Genomic DNA, 19,835 nt, shown 5'->3' with positions numbered 1-19,835 from the left:
CCCATGATTGCTTGGGTAGTGCGAGCCGTCCTGCTCGGTGCGCTGGTCGTGGCTCTGCGCACCGTGCTCGGGTTCGCGATGGTGCAGTGGCCGACGCAGGGCTCGTGGATGCGGATGCTGTGCCTGCTCGTGCTGCTGGTCGTCATCGTGGGGTGGGGCGCGCTGGACGGGCGCAGGGACCGCGCGGCGCACCCGGATCCGGAACGCGGCTCGGATTTGACCATCCGGTGGCTGAAGGCGGCCGTGGCCGGCGGGCTCGGCAGCGGAGCGGTTTCCTGGCTGCTGGATTTCCTGCCGCGCTTCGACCTCGGCGACAACGGTCTGCTGTTCGAGCTCACGGCGGGCGCGTCGTTCATCATCCTGCTGATCTTCATCCCCGGCCTGATCGGCGTCGGCATCGGCCGGATGCTCGCGGGACGGCGGGCCGACAAGAGCACGCCGTCGCTCACCAACAACCCCGCCGCCGCGGGCGCCTGACCCTCGAACGCGAAACAGCGCCGCACCTTGGAAGGGTGTGGCGCTGTAGTCGTCTGGGCGCGAATACTTCGCGAGGTGGCTGGCGGTGACGACAGCGAACAGCGCCGCAGCCGAGATTCGGTTACGGCGCTGTTCCGACGTTTCCGCTACAGCAGGATCGCGCCGCCGCTCGGGCTCTGCTCCCGGGCGATGGCGGAGTACGCCGCGGCCAGCAGGCTGGGATCCGGGCCCTCCAGCCGGCCGGGCTTGGCCAGTCCGTCGAGGACGACGAAGCGCAGTACGCCGGAGCGGGTCTTCTTGTCGGTCTGCATGGTGTCCAGCAGCTGCGGAAGCGCGTCGGCGTCGTAGCTGGTCGGCAGGCCGACGCTGGACAGGATGGCGCGGTGGCGGTCGGCGGTGGTGTCGTCGAGGCGTCCGGCGAGGCGGCCGAGCTCGGCGGCGAAGACCAGGCCGACGGAGACCGCGGCGCCGTGACGCCAGCGGTAGCGCTCCCTGCGCTCGATCGCGTGGCCCAGCGTGTGGCCGTAGTTGAGGATCTCGCGCAGGCTGGATTCCTTGAGGTCGGCGGCGACCACGTCGGCCTTGACCTGGATGGCGCGGGCCACGAGTTCGGGCAGCACGTCGCCGGTGGGATCGAGCGCCGCCTCCGGATCGCGCTCCACCAGGTCCAGGATCACCGGGTCGGCGATGAAACCGGCCTTGATGATCTCGGCCATGCCCGCGACGATCTCGTTGCGCGGCACGGTCTCCAGTGTCACCAGATCGACCAGCACCGCGGCCGGCTCGTGGAAGGAGCCGACCAGGTTCTTGCCCGCCTCGGTGTTGATGCCGGTCTTGCCGCCGACCGCGGCGTCCACCATGGCGAGCAGGGTGGTCGGCACGTGCACGACCTGGACGCCGCGCATCCAGGTGGCCGCGACGAAACCGGCCAGGTCGGTTGCGGCGCCGCCGCCGAGGCTGACCACGACGTCGTTGCGGGTCAGGCCGATGCGACCGAGCACCTCCCAGCAGAAACCGGCGACGGCGAGGTCCTTGCCCGCCTCCGCGTCCGGGATCTCGATGCGGTGCGCGTCCAGGCCGGTCTCGGCCAGCGCCTTGCGCACCGCCTCGGCGGTCTCGGCCAGCGGCGGCTGGTGGAAGATCGCGACCGTGCGCACGCCCTTGGTCGCGCCCGTCACCGACTCGACGAGTTCGCCGAGCAAGCCGCGGCCGATGATCACCGGATACGGGTCGGCGGTGCGTACCTGGATACGACTCGGCTCTGTCACTGCTGCTCCGATTCTGTTCGTGCCGATTGCTCGAGTGCTCGCGCGCGGGCGCGGCGAGCGCGGGCGCGCCGGGCGCGGCCGCTGGAACTGGTCTTCGTCGCCGATTCTGCCGCCGCGGTGTGCGCGGTGGGGTCGGCGGGTGCGTCGGAACCGGCGCGGCGAAGCGCCCGGGAGCGGGCGCTCTGGTTCTCGCCGGTGGCCGAGGCACTCGCGGGTTCCGCGTTCTTCGGTGCCGGAGTCGTCGAATCGGCTTGACCCACAACGGAAACGGCGGATGCTTGCGATCCGGCAGGGTTCGGTGCGCCCGCGGGGCGGCACGCCCTTGGGCGACGGGCGCGTCCCGAGGTGGGCGTCGTGCCGGTGTCCTCGGGTCGCGCGCCGGAGGCGATGAGCCGGGGGAGCCAGGACCTGGGCTCCGCGCGTGGCGCGGTGGACTCGGTGCGATTCGGTTCGCCGGAGGACGTTCGGGCCGCCGGGCGCCTGCGGCGAGGACGACGTCGCCTGCCGGAAGCCGTGCCCTCGGCTGTGCTTCCCGCGCGCGAGGCGTTGGACTGTGCGCCGGATGCCCGCTCGGCCTCGGCTCTCTCGCCTCGGGCGGCACCGACTCCGGCCGCACCGCGGTCTTCGCGCACGCCGACGTCCGGGTTCGCGCTGCCTTCGCTCGCGTTCACCGCGGTTGCGTGCTGAGCGTCCTGGGTCGTCGCGGACGAGTCCTCGGTTGCCGCGCCCGAGCGCGCGATGACGGAGCCCTTGGTCGCGACGTCGGCGCTTCCGGTCCTGCGGCCGAGTTTCGTTGCGGCAGAGCCGGTTTCGTCATCGGCCGCAGCGTTCTCGGTGGTCGCGGCACTGCTCGCCGTGACTCCGGCACCGCTCGCCTTGTCCGTGGTGCTGTTCCTCTTGGACACAGCGCTGTTCACTTCGGCCGCAGTGCCGTCGTCCTTGGCGCCGGTGCCGGTTTGCTCGGCCGCTGCGCTGTTGTTCTTGCCCGCCGCACCGGTCTGGTCGGTCGCGGCGATGTCGTTCTTGGCTGCCGCGCGGCGGGCGGCGGCACGAGCCCTGGCCCGGCGACGGGCACGGGAGCGGCTGCTGCCCTGCCCTTCCGGCGTCTGGGCCGCGGCGCGGCCGGTCGCGGTGGCTTCGGGTTCGGGATCGGCGGTGGGCGCCGCGGGTTCCATGCCCAGTTTGTCCAGGATCATTCGCACCACCCGGCCGGGGCTGCGCCCGTCGGTGCGCACCCGCACCGTGGCGACCTCGCGGTACAGCGGGCGGCGCTTGCGCATCAGCTCGCGGTATTTCGCGCCGGGATCGTCGCCGTTGAGCAGGGGGCGCTGGTTGCTCGCCCCGGTGCGCCGCAGCCCCTCGGCCACGCTGATCTCCAGGTACACCACGGTCCGGTTGCGCAGCAGCGCCCTGGTGTCCTTGGACAGCACCGCGCCGCCGCCGAGCGAGACCACGCCGCGCTCGGCGAGGATGGCGCGCCGCACCACTCGCTCCTCGATCCGGCGGAACTCCGGTTCCCCGTCCGCGGCGAAGATCTCGGGGATGGTGCGGCCGGTCTCGCGCTCGATGCCCGCGTCGGTGTCGTACAGGTCGACGCCGAGTTCCTTGGCGAGCTTGCGGCCGATCGTCGATTTCCCCGCCCCCGGCGGTCCGACCAGCACCACGCGCGGGGCGCGCGGGTCGGTCTGCACGATCATTGCGGCCGACTGTCCGCCGGGACGTGCGGGCGGGTGCCGATCCGCTTGACGTAGCTGGTGATGTTGTCGACGGTCTCGTTCAGCGAATCGCCGCCGAACTTCTCCAGCGCGGCCTGCGCGACGACCAGCGCCACCATCGCCTCGGCGACGACGCCCGCGGCGGGCACGGCGCACACGTCGGAGCGCTGGTGGATGGCCACGGCCTCCTCGCCGGTGCTCATGTCGACGGTGGACAGGGCGCGGGGCACCGTGGAGATCGGCTTCATCGCCGCGCGCACCCGCAGTGGCTCACCGTTGGTCATGCCACCTTCGAGGCCGCCCGCGCGGTTGGTCGAGCGCAGCACGCCGTCCGGCCCGGGCCGCATCTCGTCGTGCGCCTGGCTGCCGCGCCTGCGCGCGGTCTCGAAACCGTCGCCGACCTCGACGCCCTTGATGGCCTGAATGCCCATGAGCGCGGCGGCCAGCCGGGAGTCGAGGCGGTTCTCGCCGCTGACGAACGAGCCGAGACCGACCGGAAGTCCCTCCACGACCACCTCGACGACGCCGCCGAGGGTGTCGCCGTCCTTCTTCGCCGCCTCGATCTCGGCGATCATCGCCGCCTCGGCGTCGGCGTCGAACGCGCGCACCGGGCTGGCGTCGACGGCGTCCAGATCAGCGGCCGTGGGAATCACGCCGGTGGTGTTGGCGGCGGCGCCGATCGAGACGACATGCGAGACGACCTCGACCCCGAAGGCCTGGCGCAGGAAGTTGCGCGCCACGGTCCCCGCCGCGACGCGCGCGGCCGTCTCTCGGGCGCTGGCGCGCTCCAGCACGTTGCGCGCGTCGTCGAAGCCGTACTTGAGCATGCCCGAGTAGTCGGCGTGCCCGGGGCGGGGCCGGGTCAGCGGGGCGTTGCGGGCCAGGTCGGCCAGCTCGGCCGGATCGACGGGATCGGCGGACATGACGGTCGTCCACTTCGGCCACTCGGAGTTGGCCACCTCGATGGCGACCGGACCGCCCATGGTGCGCCCGTGGCGCACGCCGCCGACCATGGTCACCTTGTCGGCCTCGAACTTCATCCGGGCGCCGCGCCCGTAGCCGAGCCTGCGGCGCGCGAGCTGAGCGGAGATGTCCTCGGACGTCACTTCGACACCCGCGACCATCCCGTCCAGGATGGCGACGAGGGCGGGACCATGGGATTCTCCGGCAGTTATCCAGCGCAGCACGCTGTCCATCCTTCCATGTCGGGGCGGTCCGACCCGCATCCGGTCCGCCGTGATCACTGGCACGTCGCCGACGCGAGCGGTGCCCGAGTCTTCTTACTGGCTATCGCCACTCGCAAGCCAGACGTACGCCGCCGCCGACTGCCCGCTGTTCGAGCCCGAACGTGCTCACACTTCGCAAGCGGTCGGGTGTCCGTGCGCCGCACACCGCGAGCGGCTGCCGTTCTGCCACCGTCGAGGCATCGCTCACTCGATACCGTCAAGGCATCACCCGCTCGCTACCGCCAAAGCGAACAACGTCGCCAGGCACATCGACGGGCCGTGTGCCACGGTGTCGGGCGGCGGCCGCGAACCCATCGCAATTCGAGAGATTCGATGGCGAACCAGCATCGCCAGTCCGACGCTCGCGGTGAGTACCGGCGCGGCCAGCGCGGCCCACACCCAAGCCTGCGCGCCGCCGAGCGCCGCGGCGGCTCCGAGTCCGATCGCCAGCTTCGCGTCGCCCGCGCCGAGGCATGCCGGAGCGGCGAAGTGCAGCATCGCATAGGGTGCCGCGAGCAGTGCGGCCCCGATCACCGCAGCTGTGAATTGTGTTGTGAACAGGGCGTATCCGAAGACGGCCAGCGCGCCCCATCCAGTGAGCGCGTTGGGTAGCCTGCGCTGTCGAAGATCGTTGAGACTCAGCGCCGCACACCATCCCGTCAGCGCGGCGAATGCTAGGTAGGCCATGCGATCCACCCTTGTTGATGCACGGCCCGTTTCGAAGTGCTCGATGCGAAATGTGCATAACCGCAGCGCATGTGAACACCCGATGGATCGGAATCGCGGGGAGGGACACGTAGGGCGGCCTGGCGGGTTCGGTCCTGAAAGGCTCATGACTCCGGCGCCTCGCTCGCGCGAACGGCATGCGGGTTTCACGCGGGCCGTCGAGCGCGCGGCAAGTCCCCATTCGGCATCCGCGCCCGATTCGTCCCGCTCGTCCTCCCTGCGCCCGGCGCCAGCAGGTGACGGTTCGGGTGTTGGACTGCCGCACCACCGCGTGTCGGCGGTAGCTTTGACCCATGTCTGCTGATCACGCGGGCCGTGGGCCCGACTACGCGGCGCGCCGGGGCGCACTGCGCAGTCTGCTGGTGGAGAACGAGGTCGACGCGCTGCTGGTCACCGACCTGGTGAACATCAGGTATCTGACCGGCTTCACCGGCTCCAACGCCACGCTGCTCGTGCATTCCTGGGACATGCGCAACGACGAGGAACGCACCGTGATCGGGACGGACGGCCGCTACCGCAGCCAGGTCGTCGAGCAAGCGCCCGACCTGCGCGCCGAGATCGCTCGCGGCACCGCGCGACGGATCGTGGAGCTGGCGGGGGAATGGCAGCTCGGCCGGGTCGGTTTCGAGAGCCATGTGGTGACCGTCGACCAGCACAGCGGTTTCGTCGAGCAGAAGACCGGGCTGGAACTCGTTGCGACGCCCGGCTTGGTCGAGCAGTTGCGCATGGTCAAGGACGCTTACGAGGTGGAACAACTGCGCAAGGCGTGCGCGGCGGGCGACGCCGGGCTGGCCACGCTGCTCGAACGCGGCGGACTACGGCCGGGGCGCACGGAGCGGCAGGTCGCCCGCGACCTCGAATGGGCGATGTACGAGCACGGCGCCGAGGCCATCTCCTTCGAGACCATCGTGGCCGCGGGCGCCAATTCCGCGATACCGCACCACCGTCCGACCGACGCCGTGCTGGCCGCGGGTGATTTCGTGAAGATCGATTTCGGTGCGGTCGTCGGCGGCTACCACTCCGACATGACCCGCACCTTCGTGCTCGGCCGCCCGACCGACTGGCAGCGCGAGGTCTACGCACTGGTCGTGGAGTCCCAGCGGGCCGGGCGCAAGGCGCTGCGACCGGGCGCGCAGGCCGGTGAGGTGGACGCGGCGGCGCGCTCGGTGATCGAGGCGGCGGGCCACGGCAAGCTGTTCGTGCACGGTCTCGGGCACGGCGTCGGCCTGCGCATCCACGAAGCGCCGGGGATCATGAAAAACGGAACCGGTACACTTCTATCCGGCGTGGCGGTGACCGTCGAACCAGGTGTGTACTTTCCCGGCCGCGGCGGCGTCCGAATCGAGGACACGCTCGTGGTGCGCGAAGGGGGCCCTGAGCTGCTCACCCACACCAGCAAAGACCTGACCGTCGTCGAATGACGCCGGTTACCTGAGAACAGGAGATCCGAAGACAGTGGCGGACACCAGCGACTTCAAGAACGGCCTCGTGCTGAAGATCGACGGTCAGCTCCAGCAGATCGTCGAATTCCAGCACGTCAAGCCGGGTAAGGGCCCCGCCTTCGTGCGGACCAAGCTGAAGAACGTCGTGTCCGGCAAGGTCGTCGACAAGACCTTCAACGCGGGTGTCAAGGTGGAGACCGCGACCGTCGACCGTCGCGACATGACCTACCTGTACCACGACGGCTCCGACTACATCTTCATGGACGGCGAGACCTTCGACCAGATCTCGATCGCCGAGGCCACCATCGGCGACGGCGCCCGCTTCCTGCTGGAGAACATGGCCGTCCAGGTGGCCGTGCACGAGGGCGAGCCGCTGTTCGTCGAGCTTCCCGTCTCCATCGAACTCGTGGTGCAGCACACCGACATCGGCCTGCAGGGTGACCGCTCCACCGGCGGCACCAAGCCCGCCACCCTGGAGACCGGCGCCGAGGTTCAGGTGCCGCTGTTCATCAACACCGGCGACAAGCTGCGCATCGACTCACGCGACGGCAGCTACCTCGGCCGCGTCAACGCCTGATCACCGGTCGCTCGCGACGGGAGCGCGCGACCCGGTGGCAGGTCCACCGTGGCGGGCGCTCCTGCCGCCCTGATACAGAACGACAGGGATGATGTGATCGTGGCGGAACAGCCCGCAGACAAGAAATCCACGTTCAAGAAGCTGGGCGCCCGGCACAAGGCCCGGCGCCGCGCCGTGGACCTGCTGTTCGAGGCGGAGGCCCGCGACGTCGACGCCGCCGACCTGCTCGACGAGCGCGTCGACCTGGCGACGAAGGACCAGACCGTCGCCCCCGTGCACGCCTACACCCGGACCCTGGTCGAAGGCGTCGCCGACGACCTGGACCGCGTGGACGGCACCATCGAGTCCTACTTGCAGGACTGGACGCTGTCCCGGCTGCCCGCGGTGGACCGCGCCATCCTGCGCATCGCCGTGTGGGAGCTGTTCCACGCCAACGACGTTCCGCCGGTGGTGGCCGTCGACGAGGCCGTGGAGCTGGCCAAGGAACTCTCGACCGACGACTCGCCGTCGTTCATCAACGGCGTGCTCGGTCAGGTCGTGCTCGTCGCGCCGCAGGTGCGCGCGGCGGCGGCCGCGACCCGTGCCCCGCGCCCGGAGCCCGAGGCGTGAACAAGTACCTGGTCATGGTGATGCGCACGCCGCGCTTCGACCCGGCGGTCATCGAACCGCACAAGGAGTTCCTGAACGAGTTGGTGGAACGCGGTCGGCTCGTGGAGAGCGGCCGCTTCACCGACGGCACCGGCGGCGCCTACGTGATCCGTGCCGAGAGCCTCGCGGCGGCGCGCGAGATCGCCTTCGCCGACCCGGTGCACACCACCGGCGCGTCGGAACTGACCGTGTACGAGTGGGAGATCACCGTCTCCGCCTGAGCCGCACCGCCCGATCCGGCTCCCGCCGGTGGGTGTACTGGGCCCGGCGGGAGCCCACCGGGACGTCTGCGGTGTCCCGGGCCGGGAGTGTGCCCGCCGCTGGTACCGACCGGATCACCGGCGACGGGCACTCAGTGATCCTCATACCTCGAGTGCGCTCGAGGTCAATCCGCTGTGGCGCGCGTCATGGACCGGGCTCGGCCGTTCGAATCAGCCGACGCCGAGCTGGTCGCCGGCGCCGCGGAGCGGACGGGCGCTGTCGCGCAGCGCTTTCGCCACGATGTCGTCGACGTCGGCATCGTCGTGGTCGGCGGGCAGACTCATCTCGAGTCCGTCGAACAGCTCGCGAACCTCCGCCACGCCGGGTTGCTCCGCCAGCGTCGATTTGGGTGCCCTTGCCGGTCCAGGTATGCGCGTCGTCCTCGGCGCCTTCGGCGAGGGAACGGTAGAGCGCGGCGTACCGGTCGCACAGCTCCACATTGGTGGGGTCGAGTATCTCCATGCGCACCAGCATCTCTCGACGATCGTGAGCGCTCGCCGCACGCAGTCCGGCAGCGTGACCACCCGCGTGTGCGCGCCGGTACCGCCCTTGAAGATCCAGCGGTCGGTGCCAGACCTGGCCTGCGCCAGCGCGTCCGACACCTCGTTGCCGAGCGCGAATCGGACCGCGGCCAGACCATCGAGCGTGCGTTGCGTGCTGGTCAACAGCGCGTCGATGGTGGCGGTGCCGACCACCGGACGCAGGCGGTCGGCCAAGCGCGGGCGCGGCGCCACCGGTTTAGGCGGCTCGCTGCGCCCGCCGCGGACCCTCGCCCGGCCGACATTGGCCTGGCTTCAGAGCTATCCGGTCGCCCACACCGACCCGACGGCCCGCGCGCTACGCCTCGCCCTGGAGTCCGGCGCCCTGCGGCTCATCGAACTGTGGTCGCCGCTGCTGTGCTGGATCATGCTGAGCCGCGGGGATATCGACGGCTTCGTGGGGTATCGCGCCGGTCTGGTCGATCTGCCGGCGGGCAGTCTCATCGCGCGGGAATCAGGCGTCACCGTAACCGGTTTCGACGGCGCGCCGTTCGACGACCGGATCGATCCATCCGGTGGGGAGGTCAGCTTCGTCGCCGCCCGTCCTGACGTGCTCTCCGAGTTGACCCTGCTGGTGAAATCGGCCGCGGATATCACCGTGACCGGTCTCGGCGGCGGTCGCGGCGACGCGGCCGCCCTCTAGCAACGAGCCGACCTCACTGGAAAGCCATGGCGTTCTCTTCCACCCACTGACGGAATGGCCTGCCGGGGGAGCCGGTGATCCGCGAGACCGTGTCGCGGACCGCGAGCAGTTCATCGTTGACATCCCCGCCGGTCACGTCCAGTACCGCGTCCGCGGCTTCTTCGCCGAAGATTGTCACCATGGTCGCCCGAGCCTGCGCACGACCGATCTCGGCGCATTCGATCTCCCGGTCCAGCACGGCGGCGATGGTCGCCACTTGCTCGCGTGGCGTGATGCGGTCGGGGCCGGTCAAGGCATAACGGTGGCCTCGGTGACCGGGCTCGGTCAGCGCGACACGGGCCACCGCCGCGATGTCCGCCGGGTGGATCGTGGGAAGCCCGACATCCGCGTAGGGCACCTGGACCGATCGGCGTTCCTGGATCGCGTCCGCCCAGAGCAGGGCGTTGGAGGCGAACTGCGTCGGACGCAGGATGGTCCAGTCCATACCGCTGGTTTCGAGCAACCGCTCCACAGCTGCGTTCTCGGCGGCGGGGCCGAGGTGGGGATGGGTCTGGACGGTGATCGATGACACCAGCACCACATGCTCCACACCCGCTCGGCGCGCGGCGTCGAGGATGTCGGCATCCGGGCCGAGCCGTGAGACGAGAAACATCGAGCGCACTCCGTCCAGCGCGGGCTCCAGCGAAGCGACGTCGGCGAAGTCGCCCTCGGCGGCCTCGACCCCCTCGGGAAAGGAAGCGTCGGCGTTGCGGGTGAGAGCTCGCAGAGGTCCGGCGTCGACGGCCCGCAGCTGCTTCAGTAGCGCGCTACCTACGTTCCCGGTGGATCCGGTGATCAGCATCATGAGCGACTTCTCCTTGTCCGCGGTGATCGACTGGCGAAGACGCTAAGACCTCAATGCGACTCGAGGTCAAGAAAAGTGCTCTCGCTACTCGGATGCGGCCACCGGACCGAGCGCGCTCAGCCGGTGACGAGCAGCGCCGTGACCGAGCCGACGGTGGCGAGGAGCGCGAGACCGCGGCCGGTCAGCACGAACCGCCTCATCGGCACGCACATCACCGTGGAGTCGGCTGGACGCGCCGCTCTGAGGCCGCTCCCGTGCGGCGATGAGAGATCATTAGACTACTTCTCGCAACGTCGCAACGAGGAGTGTGGAATGGTCGCCGAAACGCCCGTGACAGGAACCGCCGAACTGGCCGGATTGCAGACCGGAGGGTGCACCGCCGAGCAGGCGTGGGCGTTGTTCGATCGACTGCCCGGCGTGCGGGTCGCCGAGGTGGCGACCGGGCGCTGGCGCGGCGAGGAGATCGACACCGGACATCCGTTCGACGGCATGCTTGTCGCCTCGGGTTGGTACGGCAAGCAGTTCGACGGTCCGGACGCCGTGCACCCGCTGCTGTTCGCCGACGCCGCGGGGGAGGTGTTCCCCGTCGATCCCCGCCGGGTGCCGCTGAGCTTGGCGGGCAAGGTGCCGCTGTCCGGTGTGCGGATGCTGCGCTCGATGCTGCCGGTGCTCGGTCCCGCGCTGCGCGCCCGCAAGCCCACCGCGCGGCTGCGGGATATCGAGTACCGGGGCGAGGTGGGCGCGGCGATGGTCTACGACCACCTGCCGATCATCGACCACTTCCGCCGCGTCGACGCGCACACGCTGTTCGGTGTGATGGACCTGCGCGGCATGACCGAGCCGTACTTCTTCGTCCTGCGTCGGTGAGTCGCGGCCCGGCCTACCATCGAACTAGTCGCCGAGGGTTGATCGCCGTGCGAGGGGAGACCGTCGATGGAACGTACGACCTGTTTGGTGGCGGGCGGTGGGCCCGCGGGCATGGTGCTCGGCCTGCTGCTGGCCCGCGCGGGCGTCGAGGTCACCGTGTTGGAGAAGCACGGCGACTTCCTGCGTGACTTCCGCGGCGACACCGTGCATCCCACCACCCTCGACCTGCTCGACGAACTCGGCCTAGGGGAGGAGTTCGCGAAACTGCCCGCGCGGCGATTGGACTCGATACTGCTCCCCGTCGGCGGCTCGCTGCAAACCTTGGCGTCGCTGAAAAACCTTCCGGGCAAACACAAATACATCGCCATGGTGCCGCAGTGGGATCTGCTCGACCTGCTGGCCCGCGCCGCCGATCGCGAGCCGACGTTCCGGCTGCGCGTGAACACCGAGGCCACCGGTCTGATCTTCGCCGAAGGCCGGGTCGCCGGGGTGAAATACCGGACGGCCGACGGTGGCACCGGTGCGATCGAGGCCGCGCTCACCGTCGCCTGCGATGGGCGCGGTTCGGTGCTGCGAGCGTCCGCCGGGCTGCGGTCGCGCCGGTGGGCGACGCCGATGGACGTGTGGTGGTTTCGCCTGCCGCGCACGGGGATCGATCCCGCGGGCGCGATTCCGATCGTCACCGCCCGCCGCGCCGCCGTCATGCTGGATCGCGGGGACTACTGGCAGTGTGCCACGCTCATCGCCAAGGGTAGCGACGCCGCGGCCAGGCGCGGCCCGGTCGGCGCGATCATGCGCGAGATGGCCGCGGCCGCACCGTGGTTGGCCGATCGGGTCGACACGCTGCGCGACTGGGACGAGGTCAAGCTGCTCGACGTGCAACTCGACCGCCTCGAACGCTGGTACACCGACGGGCTGCTCTGCCTCGGCGACGCCGCGCACGCCATGTCCCCGGCCGGTGGCGTCGGCATCAACCTCGCCGTGCAGGACGCGGTGGCGGCGGCGAGAATTCTTGCCGCGCCGCTGCTTTCGGGACGGGTCGGCGTCGCGGAGCTGGCCAAGGTGCAGCGGCGGCGCTGGTTCCCGACCGTTGTCACACAGGGCATCCAACGGTTGCTCCACGCCGCTGTCATCCGGCCCGCGCTGAGCGGGCAGGTGGATCTCACCGGCGCGGACAACGCGCCATTGCCCATCAGGGTGCTGCGGCGTATCCCCGTGGTGCGAAGCGTTCCGCCGTTTCTGCTCGCCAGGGGCGTATTGCCCGAGCACGCACCAGATTTCGCGCGGCGCGGGCACTGACGGTTCACGGTCGGTCAGCCGAAGAGATCGTCCGGGCTGCCTGCTCGACCGGGCAATTCGGCGACCCAGCCCGCGACCACCGCGAGTCCGGTCGCGCGGTGGACGGCGAGGAAACCGAACGGGCGGTCGAAAACGACCTCGACCTGGGTGATCAGGTGCTCGGCCGAGAGCGGCATGCTGACCGCGACCGCCGCGATGCTCGTGACGGCCGCGGCTTCGAAACCCTCGCGGGTGAAACGGGCCAGTACGTCCTGTGCGCCCTGCGCGAGCGCCAGTGGCTCCGGCGAGATCCCGGGGAAGTGGTTTCGGTCCGTCCGCATGGCGGCGGTGAGGCCGAAGAGTTCGGGGGTGGCGCACAGATCGTGCGAGGAGCGAATCTCGAAGGGCGGCATGCGGATATCGAGACGGTCCCCGGGGCGGGAAGCGCGGTGTCGGGTCACGCGCAGTCCAGGGCCGGTGGTTCCGGGCGGCAGGTGATCGCGGACGGGTACCTGCCCGGTGAGTGCGGCGAGGCCGGTGGTGAGCACCGCGCCCGGTGAGCTTGTGCCCGGCGACTCCGTGGCGTCTGGTGCCGCGCCGAGCAGCAGGTGCACGTCGAGATCGCCGGTTCCGGTTACCACCACGCGGGTCACGGGTTCCGAGCCGTCGAGAAGGGAGACCTGGGACAGGTCTCCAGTGGTGCGCGTCAGCCCGCGTCCGTCGATGCCGCGCCACGGCCCGGTTTCGGGACGAAGCACGGCGTCGACGAAGTGCTCGCGCCATTCGGTTTTGGCGACCAACGCGGTGGCGAGTACCAGCATGGTGTCGGGATCGATCCGCAGCGGGAAGCGGTCGATCAAGCCGTCGGTCCCGCGCGCGGCCCAGGCGTCCAGCGCGGCCTGGCTCGTCAGCCGTCCGATGGTGTCCTGCGGCAGGCTGTCGGACCACGTGCGGTGCAGCGGAAGCTCTTCGGCGAACCACACGCCAAGCACGGCGGAGAGATCTTCGGCCTCGGCCATGATCCGCAGCACCTCCAGCGCGGCACTGTGGGCTCGCTCGGCGGGCAGCCCGACCGCGGCTTCCAGTTCCGCGCGAGCCGGGTCGTCCGCGGCTGCGGCCAGCAGGGCGAGCAGCGGCCAGATCCCGGCCCCCGAGACGACGAAATCTCTCTCGCCCGCGACAGCCGCCCACCGCGCGGTCAACTCGTTGACGGCCGCTACCTGCGTATCGATTGCGCTCCCCATCAAGCCAACATAGCCGCCATAACCGCCACTGCCGACGAAGCTTGCCCGTGGCCCGTGGCCCGTGGTCCGTGGCCCGTTGTTGGCGTCTGCCGCCCGGAGTTCTCTGCCGCATGATTGCGACGGCCGCCCGCCGCTCGCTGGCGGCTGGCGGCTTGTCCATGACCCGCGCGGTGCCCGCTGTTCGCCGCTCGCTGCCCGCTGGCGGCTGGCGGCTTATCCGTGAGCCGCGGTGCCCGCTGTTCGCCGCCTGCTGCCCGCTGCTTGCCGCTCGTCGTCTGCTGCCCGCTGTTCGCGGTCCGCCGCCTGCTGCCTGCTGCTGGCGTCTGCCGCCCGACGTCCGTTCTCTGTCGCCTGATGGCGTCTGCCGCTTGTGGCCCGCTGTCTGCTGCAGGTTGTCCGTCGTCGGCTGTCCATGGCCCGCCGCCAGACGCTCGTTGTCTACCGCCCGCGCCTGCTGGCGTCTGCCGCCCGGAGTCCGTTCTCTGTCGCCTGATGGCGTCTGCCGCTTGTGGCTCGCTGTCTGCTGCGGGTTGTCCGTTGTCGGCTGGCCATGACCCGCCGCCAGACGCTCGTCGTCTGCCGCTCGCTCCTGATGGCGTCGGCCGCTCGTACGTGTTTCGGTCTACTCGGGGAGAGTCGTGGGCCGTGCCCGGCAGAACTCGGTGGCTCGTGCGAGTCGGGCGACGAGCGGCCGGGTGAAATCAGGTGTGGTTCGGGCGCAGGACGATCGTGCCGAACGTGGCGCGCTGGTCGATCAGTTCGTGCGCGCGTGCAGCTTGGTCGAGCGGCAGTACCTGGTCGAGCAGGGGCTCGAGCGTTCCGGCCGCGACCTCGTCGAGGACTTGCGCGCGATGACCCGCCACCTTGCCGAGCCAGGCGGGACCGGCGCAGCCGATCAGGGTCAGCCCGCGGGTCACGAGGTCGATCGCGGTGATCGGCGCGGGACCGCCGGAGAGGAAGCCGTAGCTCAGCATGCGACCGCGCACCGGCGTCATGAGGTCGAGCAGCGCCGGTGTCGCGGGCCCGCCGATGGCGTCGAACACGACATCCAGCGTCGTCGCAGCGAGCACGTCGCGCAGGTGGTCCGTCCACGCCGGGTCGTTGTGGTCGATCACCTCGGCGGCCCCAAGCTTGCGCGCCTGCGCGGCCTTGGCGGGGCCGCCCGCCGTCGCGATGACGCGCGCGCCCCGGCGGACCGCGTACTGGGTCGAGTAGGCGCCGACACCGGTCGCGGCCGCCTCGATCAGCACCGTCTCATCCTCGGTGGGTGCGGCCGTGTCGACCAGGGCCGCCGCGACGGATCCGCTCATCATGGCCGCCGCGGCGACGGTGGTTTCCACACCGTCGGGGATGGGCGTCGCGTGCGCGGCGGGGGCGACGACGTATTCGGCGTAGGCGCCGAAGCCATTGGTGTCCACCACGACTCGACGCCCGACCCATCCAGGTTCGACGCCCGCTCCGGTCTCGGTGACCGTACCCGCCGCCTGGAAACCGAACACGAACGGCGGTTCGGCGGGCGTGGGGAATCCGCCCGCGCGGATCACGGTCTCCGGATACAGCACCGGAACGGCCTCCGCCCGGACGACCAGCTCGCCCGTGCCCGCCGTCGGCCGCGGCGCCTCGGACGGAACCAGCACCTCGGGTCCGCCCACCCCTGTCATTACGATTGCCCGCATCGAGAACTCCATAAGTTGACTGTCGGTCCAGATATCTCGCCACGATATGGACCGTCGGTCAACTTTGTCAACGACGAAGGCGGGTGCATGTCCGACGGGCGCACGCGAGAACGGGCCGACGCCGCCCGCAACCGGCGCGCGATCCTGGACGCGACCAGGACGTTGCTCGCCGAGCACGGAGCCGAGGCCGTCACCATGGATCGGGTCGCCGCCGCGGCGGGCGTGGGCAAGGGGACGATCTTCCACCGCTTCGGCAGCCGTGCCGGGCTGCTGCACGAACTGGTCGCCGAACCCGCGGTCGCCCTGATGGAGGCCGTCTCCAGCGGACCGCCGCCCCTGGGGCCGGGCGCACCCGCCGCCGAGCGTCTGCTTGCCTACTTCGCGGCGATGGCCGACCTGGTGATCGACAACATCGAACTCGTCGTCGCCTACAACGCGGTGCCACCGCATCCCAGACGCGAAGAGTTCCACGCCTTCTGGGCCGCGCACATCACGGCGATGCTGCGCGAGGCACGCCCGGACCTGGACGCCGAAGTGGTCGGCGCGCTGTTGCTCGCGCCGTTGGGCACCGAGCTCGCGTCCAGGATGGTGCGCGCGGGGGAGGCGGATCGCCTGCGGGCCGCGGTGCACGATCTCGTCGCGTCGGTGCTGCGAGCGCCTCGGGCCGCGTCGGAAACATGATGCCGGGCGGAACGGCCGCGGTCCGCCGTGCGACTCAGCGGCTCCGGCGAGGGGCGTTGATCAGCCGTGCGCCCAGGATGGCGAGCCGTTGCGGCCTTGCCGCGCCTATCCCGAGCGGCCACTGATCAGCCCCGCGAGAGGATGGCTTCGAAGCGTTCGTCGGCGCGGTCGAGCTGACCGAGGATGTGTTGCTTGACGTGATCCGCGAGGGGAGTGTCCGGCCTGCTCACCAAATCGCGGTAGACGTCGGTGAGCGGACGGTATTTCGTGGCGAGCTTGCGCATGATCGGCTTCTCGGCGTAGAGGATGCCGACGCCGTTGTCGGTGAAGTCCGACAGCTTGACGACCCGCGCCCAGGGAGCGCGATCCAAGGTCGTGGCGACGTGGTCGCGGTACTGCTCGTGACGATCGCGGGCCGGATCGGGCTCGGGATTGGTGACGGCGGCGACGAGGTCGGCGACCCGCCCGCCGAAGCGTTCGGACAGTTCGGTGAGCGCGCCGTCGGTGGGGGAGCCGTCGCGGGCGCCCGCCAGTTCGGCCGGATGGTCTTCCACAGCGTCGTGCAGCAGGCCCGCCGCCACCACGTCGGTATCGCGCACCTCGTAGTGGCTGACGATCCGGATCGCCACGCGCAGAAGATGATTCAGATAGGGCTCGCGGCCGTACTTGTCGTCGCGGTGCAATTCGGTGGCCAGTTCGAGCGCCTCGTTCAGCCGCTCACCATCGGGCAGTTCCGCGATTTCCAGCAGCAGCCGTTCGCGCAGCCCCGGCTCGCCATAGACCTCGCTGATCGTGTGCAGCGGCATCACGGCCAAGACTCCCGCCCCAGGGTTGCGCATAGTCTCAATCTATCGAGCCTTTCGGCCGCGCGCTGTGCCCTGCGCCACTTGTTCACCTATCGGATTTCGAAAATCGGCCGCGAGTCGATTCGCATGGTGCGTTCGTCAGCTCCCGATATGGCGATTCGATTCGTGGGCAATCTCTTTCGCAGCCCGCAGCCCGCAGCCCGCAGCCCGCAGCCCGCAGCCCGCAGCCCGCAGCCCGCAGCCCGCAGCCCGCAGCCCGCAGCCCGCAGCCCGCAGCCCGCAGCCCGCAGTCTGCGGTCCTTACTCGCGGTTCATACGATGCGCGGCTCTCCGCTCGTGAAGATCACGAGTCGCGGCTACGACAACCAGCCGCAGGGGACGCTCTCTCGCATCCGCCCGTCGACGCTGCGGTGCCAGGCGTTCGAGACCGATGGCCTCAGCGCACGTTCCGCGGACGGAACTGAATGCTGATCCGCGGACCGACCGGCTTGCGGGTCTTGGGTACCGCGTGCTCCCAAGTCCGCTGGCAGGAACCACCCATCACCAGCAGGTCGCCGTGCCCCACCTGATACCGGATGCTCGCGCCGCCGCGCCGCGGCCGCAGCAGCAGCGCGCGCGGGGCGCCGACAGACAGGATCGCCACCATGGTGTCGTGTTTCGCCCCGCGCCCGAAGGTGTCGCCGTGCCAGGCGACGCTGTCGCGGCCGTCGCGGTACCAACACAGGCCCGCCGTCCGGAACGGCTCGCCGAGTTCGCTGGCGTAGTGGCGGCTGAGCGCGTCGCGCGCCTCGTCCAGAATCGGATCCGGCAGCGCCGCGTGCTCGTCGTAGAAATGCAGCAGCCGGGGGACGTCCACGACCCGGTCGTACATCGGCCTGCGCTCGGCCTGCCACGGAACCTCCCGCGCCAGCCGATCGAACAGGGTGTCCGCACCGGTCAGCCACCCGGACCGAACATCGACCCACGCGCCGTCCGACAGCGGCGTGCGGTGAATGCCATCGAGGGAGCCGAGGCAGACGTCCCCGGACCCGTCGAACAGCGAACCCTGCAGCCAAGCGGTCACCCGCCCGACCCTACCCCCATTCGAACATATGTGCACACACCGTCGTATGCCGTGGTATCGCCCGATGTTCCGGGTGGCGCCGCTCACAGCGCGTTCGTGGGGCAGCTCACAGGCCGATATGCCTGGTGAAAGCGGGGTCGGAGGCGCTGTTACGCTGCTAGCCGTAAGACATCCTTTAACGGACCGTCCGGTGAGGCGGGGAAGGAGGTCGGCATGGCCGTGCCCGGGGACCGGGCCGCCAAGTCCGGCGCTGCCGAGACGACGCATTCTCAGCGGCACACACCCGAATGGGTGGCGACGGGGCGGGAGCTGTTGTCGGCTTCCGATGTTGGCCGGACCATCGCGCGCATCGCGCACCAGATCATCGAGAAGACCGCGCTGGACTCCGACGAGGCCGGTTCGCCGCGCGTGGTGCTGATCGGCATCCCGACCCGCGGCACCACCCTGGCCGCGCGGCTGACCGACAAGATCGAGGAGTTCTCCGGCGTGCGCCCGGCCCTCGGCTCGCTCGACATCACCCTGTACCGCGACGACCTGCGTAGCCGTCCGCACCGACCGCTGGAGCGCACCTCGGTGCCTGAGGGCGGCATCGAGGACGCGCTCGTCGTGCTCGTGGACGACGTGCTCTTCTCCGGCCGCACCGTGCGCTCGGCCCTGGACGGGCTGCGCGATCTGGGCAGGCCGCGCTCGGTGCAACTGGCCGTGCTGATCGACCGCGGCCACCGCGAGCTGCCGATCCGCGCGGACTTCGTCGGCAAGAACGTGCCGACCGCGCGGGCGGAGGACATCTCGGTGCTGCTCACCGAACACGACGGTCGCGACGGTGTCTATCTGCACCAGGAGGCCGAAGCGTGAGACACCTGTTGAGCGTCACCGATCTGGACCGCGCCGCGGCGTCCGAGCTGCTCGACGAGGCCGAGCGCTTCGAGCAGGCGCTGCTGGGTCGCGAGGTGCACAAGCTGCCGACACTGCGCGGGCGCACCGTGATGACGGTCTTCTACGAGAACTCGACCCGCACCCGGGTGTCCTTCGAGGTCGCCGGGAAGTGGATGAGCGCCGACGTGATCAACGTCAGCGCCAGCAGCTCGTCGGTGTCCAAGGGCGAATCGCTGCGCGACACCGCGCTGACCCTGCACGCCGCGGGCGCGGACGCGCTGATCGTGCGGCACCCGGCCTCCGGCGCCGCGCACCAGATCGCGCACTGGATGGATGGCTGGGCGCGTTCGGAGGGCCGGACATCCGGTCCCGCGATCATCAACGCGGGCGACGGCATGCACGAACACCCGACCCAGGCGCTGCTGGACGCGCTGACACTGCGGCAGCGGCTCGGCGACATCGAGGGCAAGCGGGTCGTGATCGTCGGCGACATCCTGCACAGCCGGGTGGCGCGCTCGAACGTCTTCCTGCTGCACACCCTCGGCGCCGAGGTGGTGCTCGTCGCGCCGCGCACGCTGCTGCCGGTCGGCGTCGAAGCCTGGCCCGCCCGGGTCTCGCACCACCTGGACGCCGAACTGCCCGGTGCCGACGCGGTGCTCATGCTGCGCGTCCAAGCCGAGCGCATGAACGGCGGATTCTTCCCCTCGGCGCGCGAGTACTCGGTGAACTACGGCCTGTCCGAGCGCAGGCTCGCGCTGCTGCCGGAGCACGCGGTGGTCATGCACCCCGGTCCGATGCTGCGCGGCATGGAAATCGCCTCGGCCGTGGCGGACTCGCCGAAGGCCGCGATCCTGCAGCAGGTCACCAACGGCGTGCACCTGCGCATGGCGGTGCTGTTCCGCCTGCTGGTCGGCGCGCAGGAGGCAGTGGCATGAACGGCAACGAGCGGAAGGTGGCGCCCGGCATGAGCGAACGAAG

The 19,835-nt window shown here is 70.4% G+C and carries 20 protein-coding genes and 1 pseudogene; 11 read left to right on the top strand and 10 right to left on the bottom strand.

Features of this window, described 5'->3' with window-relative positions; genetic code table 11:
* Positions 1 to 3 precede the first annotated feature (3 nt).
* Complete coding sequence (locus T333_RS24720; RefSeq protein WP_354999741.1) at positions 4 to 477, top strand: B-4DMT family transporter; 474 nt, start codon at positions 4 to 6, stop codon at positions 475 to 477.
* Between the two features lie 146 nt (positions 478 to 623).
* Here T333_RS24720 and aroB read toward each other — a convergent pair whose 3' ends face one another.
* The 4 genes and pseudogenes from aroB to T333_RS24700 form a co-directional block, all read right to left on the bottom strand.
* The gene (gene aroB, locus T333_RS24715; protein ID WP_496425983.1) at positions 624 to 1,745 is read right to left on the bottom strand and encodes a 3-dehydroquinate synthase; all 1,122 of its coding nucleotides are present in this window, start codon (positions 1,743 to 1,745) and stop codon (positions 624 to 626) included.
* A 1,178-nt stretch (positions 1,746 to 2,923) separates the two neighbouring features.
* Positions 2,924 to 3,442, bottom strand: a pseudogene (locus T333_RS24710) (shikimate kinase); the annotation flags it as partial.
* Positions 3,439 to 4,656, bottom strand: a complete 1,218-nt coding sequence (gene aroC / locus T333_RS24705) for a chorismate synthase (RefSeq protein ID WP_354999743.1) — start codon at positions 4,654 to 4,656, stop codon at positions 3,439 to 3,441. The gene aroC and the pseudogene T333_RS24710, both read right to left, overlap by 4 nt.
* 255 nt (positions 4,657 to 4,911) lie before the next feature.
* Complete coding sequence (locus tag T333_RS24700) at positions 4,912 to 5,373, bottom strand: prepilin peptidase (protein ID WP_496425982.1); 462 nt, start codon at positions 5,371 to 5,373, stop codon at positions 4,912 to 4,914.
* 332 nt (positions 5,374 to 5,705) lie between these two features.
* Here T333_RS24700 and T333_RS24695 point away from each other — a divergent pair, with 332 nt between their 5' ends.
* The 4 genes from T333_RS24695 to T333_RS24680 all read left to right on the top strand — a co-directional run bounded on the left by T333_RS24695 (position 5,706) and on the right by T333_RS24680 (position 8,300).
* A complete protein-coding gene (locus T333_RS24695; protein WP_357248209.1) occupies positions 5,706 to 6,833 on the top strand; it encodes a M24 family metallopeptidase in 1,128 nt (375 codons plus the stop codon).
* 34 nt (positions 6,834 to 6,867) lie between these two features.
* Positions 6,868 to 7,431 (top strand): elongation factor P, encoded by a 564-nt coding sequence (efp, locus tag T333_RS24690; RefSeq protein WP_354999746.1) that lies wholly within the window; start codon positions 6,868 to 6,870, stop codon positions 7,429 to 7,431.
* A gap of 99 nt (positions 7,432 to 7,530) precedes the next feature.
* Positions 7,531 to 8,040: a transcription antitermination factor NusB gene (gene nusB / locus T333_RS24685; protein WP_354999747.1), complete on the top strand. Its 510-nt coding sequence runs from the start codon at positions 7,531 to 7,533 to the stop codon at positions 8,038 to 8,040.
* A complete protein-coding gene (locus T333_RS24680; RefSeq protein ID WP_354999748.1) occupies positions 8,037 to 8,300 on the top strand; it encodes a YciI family protein in 264 nt (87 codons plus the stop codon). Before nusB ends, T333_RS24680 begins: the two co-directional genes overlap by 4 nt.
* Positions 8,301 to 8,510: 210 nt before the next feature.
* Here T333_RS24680 and T333_RS24675 read toward each other — a convergent pair whose 3' ends face one another.
* Complete coding sequence (locus T333_RS24675) at positions 8,511 to 8,660, bottom strand: hypothetical protein (protein ID WP_354999749.1); 150 nt, start codon at positions 8,658 to 8,660, stop codon at positions 8,511 to 8,513.
* 334 nt (positions 8,661 to 8,994) lie between these two features.
* Here T333_RS24675 and T333_RS24670 point away from each other — a divergent pair, with 334 nt between their 5' ends.
* Positions 8,995 to 9,522: an inositol monophosphatase family protein gene (locus tag T333_RS24670; RefSeq protein ID WP_496425981.1), complete on the top strand. Its 528-nt coding sequence runs from the start codon at positions 8,995 to 8,997 to the stop codon at positions 9,520 to 9,522.
* A gap of 13 nt (positions 9,523 to 9,535) precedes the next feature.
* On the opposite strand, the gene T333_RS24665 is transcribed toward T333_RS24670, so the two are convergent.
* Positions 9,536 to 10,366, bottom strand: coding sequence for an SDR family oxidoreductase (locus tag T333_RS24665; RefSeq protein WP_496425980.1), 831 nt, complete (start codon positions 10,364 to 10,366; stop codon positions 9,536 to 9,538).
* A 312-nt stretch (positions 10,367 to 10,678) separates the two neighbouring features.
* On the opposite strand from T333_RS24665, the gene T333_RS24660 reads away from it, so the two are divergent.
* Together T333_RS24660 and T333_RS24655 are read left to right on the top strand one after the other, a co-directional pair.
* Positions 10,679 to 11,233, top strand: a complete 555-nt coding sequence (locus T333_RS24660; RefSeq protein ID WP_496425979.1) for a DUF4334 domain-containing protein — start codon at positions 10,679 to 10,681, stop codon at positions 11,231 to 11,233.
* Between the two features lie 66 nt (positions 11,234 to 11,299).
* Positions 11,300 to 12,532: an FAD-dependent oxidoreductase gene (locus tag T333_RS24655; protein ID WP_496425978.1), complete on the top strand. Its 1,233-nt coding sequence runs from the start codon at positions 11,300 to 11,302 to the stop codon at positions 12,530 to 12,532.
* 14 nt (positions 12,533 to 12,546) lie between these two features.
* On the opposite strand, the gene T333_RS24650 is transcribed toward T333_RS24655, so the two are convergent.
* Entirely contained in the window at positions 12,547 to 13,755 is a 1,209-nt protein-coding gene (locus T333_RS24650; protein ID WP_496425977.1) for a serpin family protein, read from the bottom strand.
* Between the two features lie 701 nt (positions 13,756 to 14,456).
* On the bottom strand, positions 14,457 to 15,431 hold the full coding sequence (locus T333_RS24645; RefSeq protein WP_496425976.1) for a quinone oxidoreductase family protein: 975 nt from the start codon (positions 15,429 to 15,431) through the stop codon (positions 14,457 to 14,459).
* Between the two features lie 87 nt (positions 15,432 to 15,518).
* Here T333_RS24645 and T333_RS24640 point away from each other — a divergent pair, with 87 nt between their 5' ends.
* A complete protein-coding gene (locus tag T333_RS24640; protein ID WP_496425975.1) occupies positions 15,519 to 16,112 on the top strand; it encodes a TetR/AcrR family transcriptional regulator in 594 nt (197 codons plus the stop codon).
* A 125-nt stretch (positions 16,113 to 16,237) separates the two neighbouring features.
* Here T333_RS24640 and T333_RS24635 read toward each other — a convergent pair whose 3' ends face one another.
* Both T333_RS24635 and T333_RS24630 read right to left on the bottom strand, forming a co-directional pair.
* Positions 16,238 to 16,951 (bottom strand): HD domain-containing protein, encoded by a 714-nt coding sequence (locus T333_RS24635; RefSeq protein ID WP_357248231.1) that lies wholly within the window; start codon positions 16,949 to 16,951, stop codon positions 16,238 to 16,240.
* Positions 16,952 to 17,354: 403 nt separating this feature from the next.
* Positions 17,355 to 17,981 carry an alpha-ketoglutarate-dependent dioxygenase AlkB gene (locus tag T333_RS24630; protein WP_496425974.1) on the bottom strand — a complete coding sequence of 209 codons (627 nt, stop codon included), beginning with the start codon at positions 17,979 to 17,981 and terminating at the stop codon, positions 17,355 to 17,357.
* A 213-nt stretch (positions 17,982 to 18,194) separates the two neighbouring features.
* Between T333_RS24630 and pyrR the strand changes: the two genes are divergently transcribed.
* Positions 18,195 to 18,836 carry a bifunctional pyr operon transcriptional regulator/uracil phosphoribosyltransferase PyrR gene (gene pyrR / locus T333_RS24625; RefSeq protein ID WP_354999758.1) on the top strand — a complete coding sequence of 214 codons (642 nt, stop codon included), beginning with the start codon at positions 18,195 to 18,197 and terminating at the stop codon, positions 18,834 to 18,836.
* Positions 18,833 to 19,792 (top strand): aspartate carbamoyltransferase catalytic subunit, encoded by a 960-nt coding sequence (locus T333_RS24620; protein WP_354999759.1) that lies wholly within the window; start codon positions 18,833 to 18,835, stop codon positions 19,790 to 19,792. The genes pyrR and T333_RS24620 overlap by 4 nt, the downstream gene beginning before the upstream one ends.
* Positions 19,793 to 19,835 lie beyond the last annotated feature (43 nt).

The organism is Nocardia sp. CNS-044 (assembly GCF_059570515.1).
The sequence above is the reverse complement of the archived record's forward strand: the minus strand, read 5'-3'. Positions and strand labels throughout refer to the sequence as shown.

Excerpts from the sequence above, each read along its gene's own strand:
- T333_RS24720 (WP_354999741.1), top strand. The coding sequence starts at position 4 with ATGATTGCTTGGGTAGTGCGAGCCGTCCTGCTCGGTGCGCTGGTCGTG.
- aroC (WP_354999743.1), bottom strand. The coding sequence starts at position 4,656 with ATGGACAGCGTGCTGCGCTGGATAACTGCCGGAGAATCCCATGGTCCC.
- T333_RS24700 (WP_496425982.1), bottom strand. The coding sequence starts at position 5,373 with ATGGCCTACCTAGCATTCGCCGCGCTGACGGGATGGTGTGCGGCGCTG.
- T333_RS24695 (WP_357248209.1), top strand. The coding sequence starts at position 5,706 with ATGTCTGCTGATCACGCGGGCCGTGGGCCCGACTACGCGGCGCGCCGG.
- T333_RS24665 (WP_496425980.1), bottom strand. The coding sequence starts at position 10,366 with ATGATGCTGATCACCGGATCCACCGGGAACGTAGGTAGCGCGCTACTG.
- T333_RS24660 (WP_496425979.1), top strand. The coding sequence starts at position 10,679 with ATGGTCGCCGAAACGCCCGTGACAGGAACCGCCGAACTGGCCGGATTG.
- T333_RS24655 (WP_496425978.1), top strand. The coding sequence starts at position 11,300 with ATGGAACGTACGACCTGTTTGGTGGCGGGCGGTGGGCCCGCGGGCATG.
- T333_RS24650 (WP_496425977.1), bottom strand. The coding sequence starts at position 13,755 with ATGGGGAGCGCAATCGATACGCAGGTAGCGGCCGTCAACGAGTTGACC.
- T333_RS24645 (WP_496425976.1), bottom strand. The coding sequence starts at position 15,431 with ATGCGGGCAATCGTAATGACAGGGGTGGGCGGACCCGAGGTGCTGGTT.
- T333_RS24640 (WP_496425975.1), top strand. The coding sequence starts at position 15,519 with ATGTCCGACGGGCGCACGCGAGAACGGGCCGACGCCGCCCGCAACCGG.
- T333_RS24635 (WP_357248231.1), bottom strand. The coding sequence starts at position 16,951 with ATGCGCAACCCTGGGGCGGGAGTCTTGGCCGTGATGCCGCTGCACACG.
- pyrR (WP_354999758.1), top strand. The coding sequence starts at position 18,195 with ATGGCCGTGCCCGGGGACCGGGCCGCCAAGTCCGGCGCTGCCGAGACG.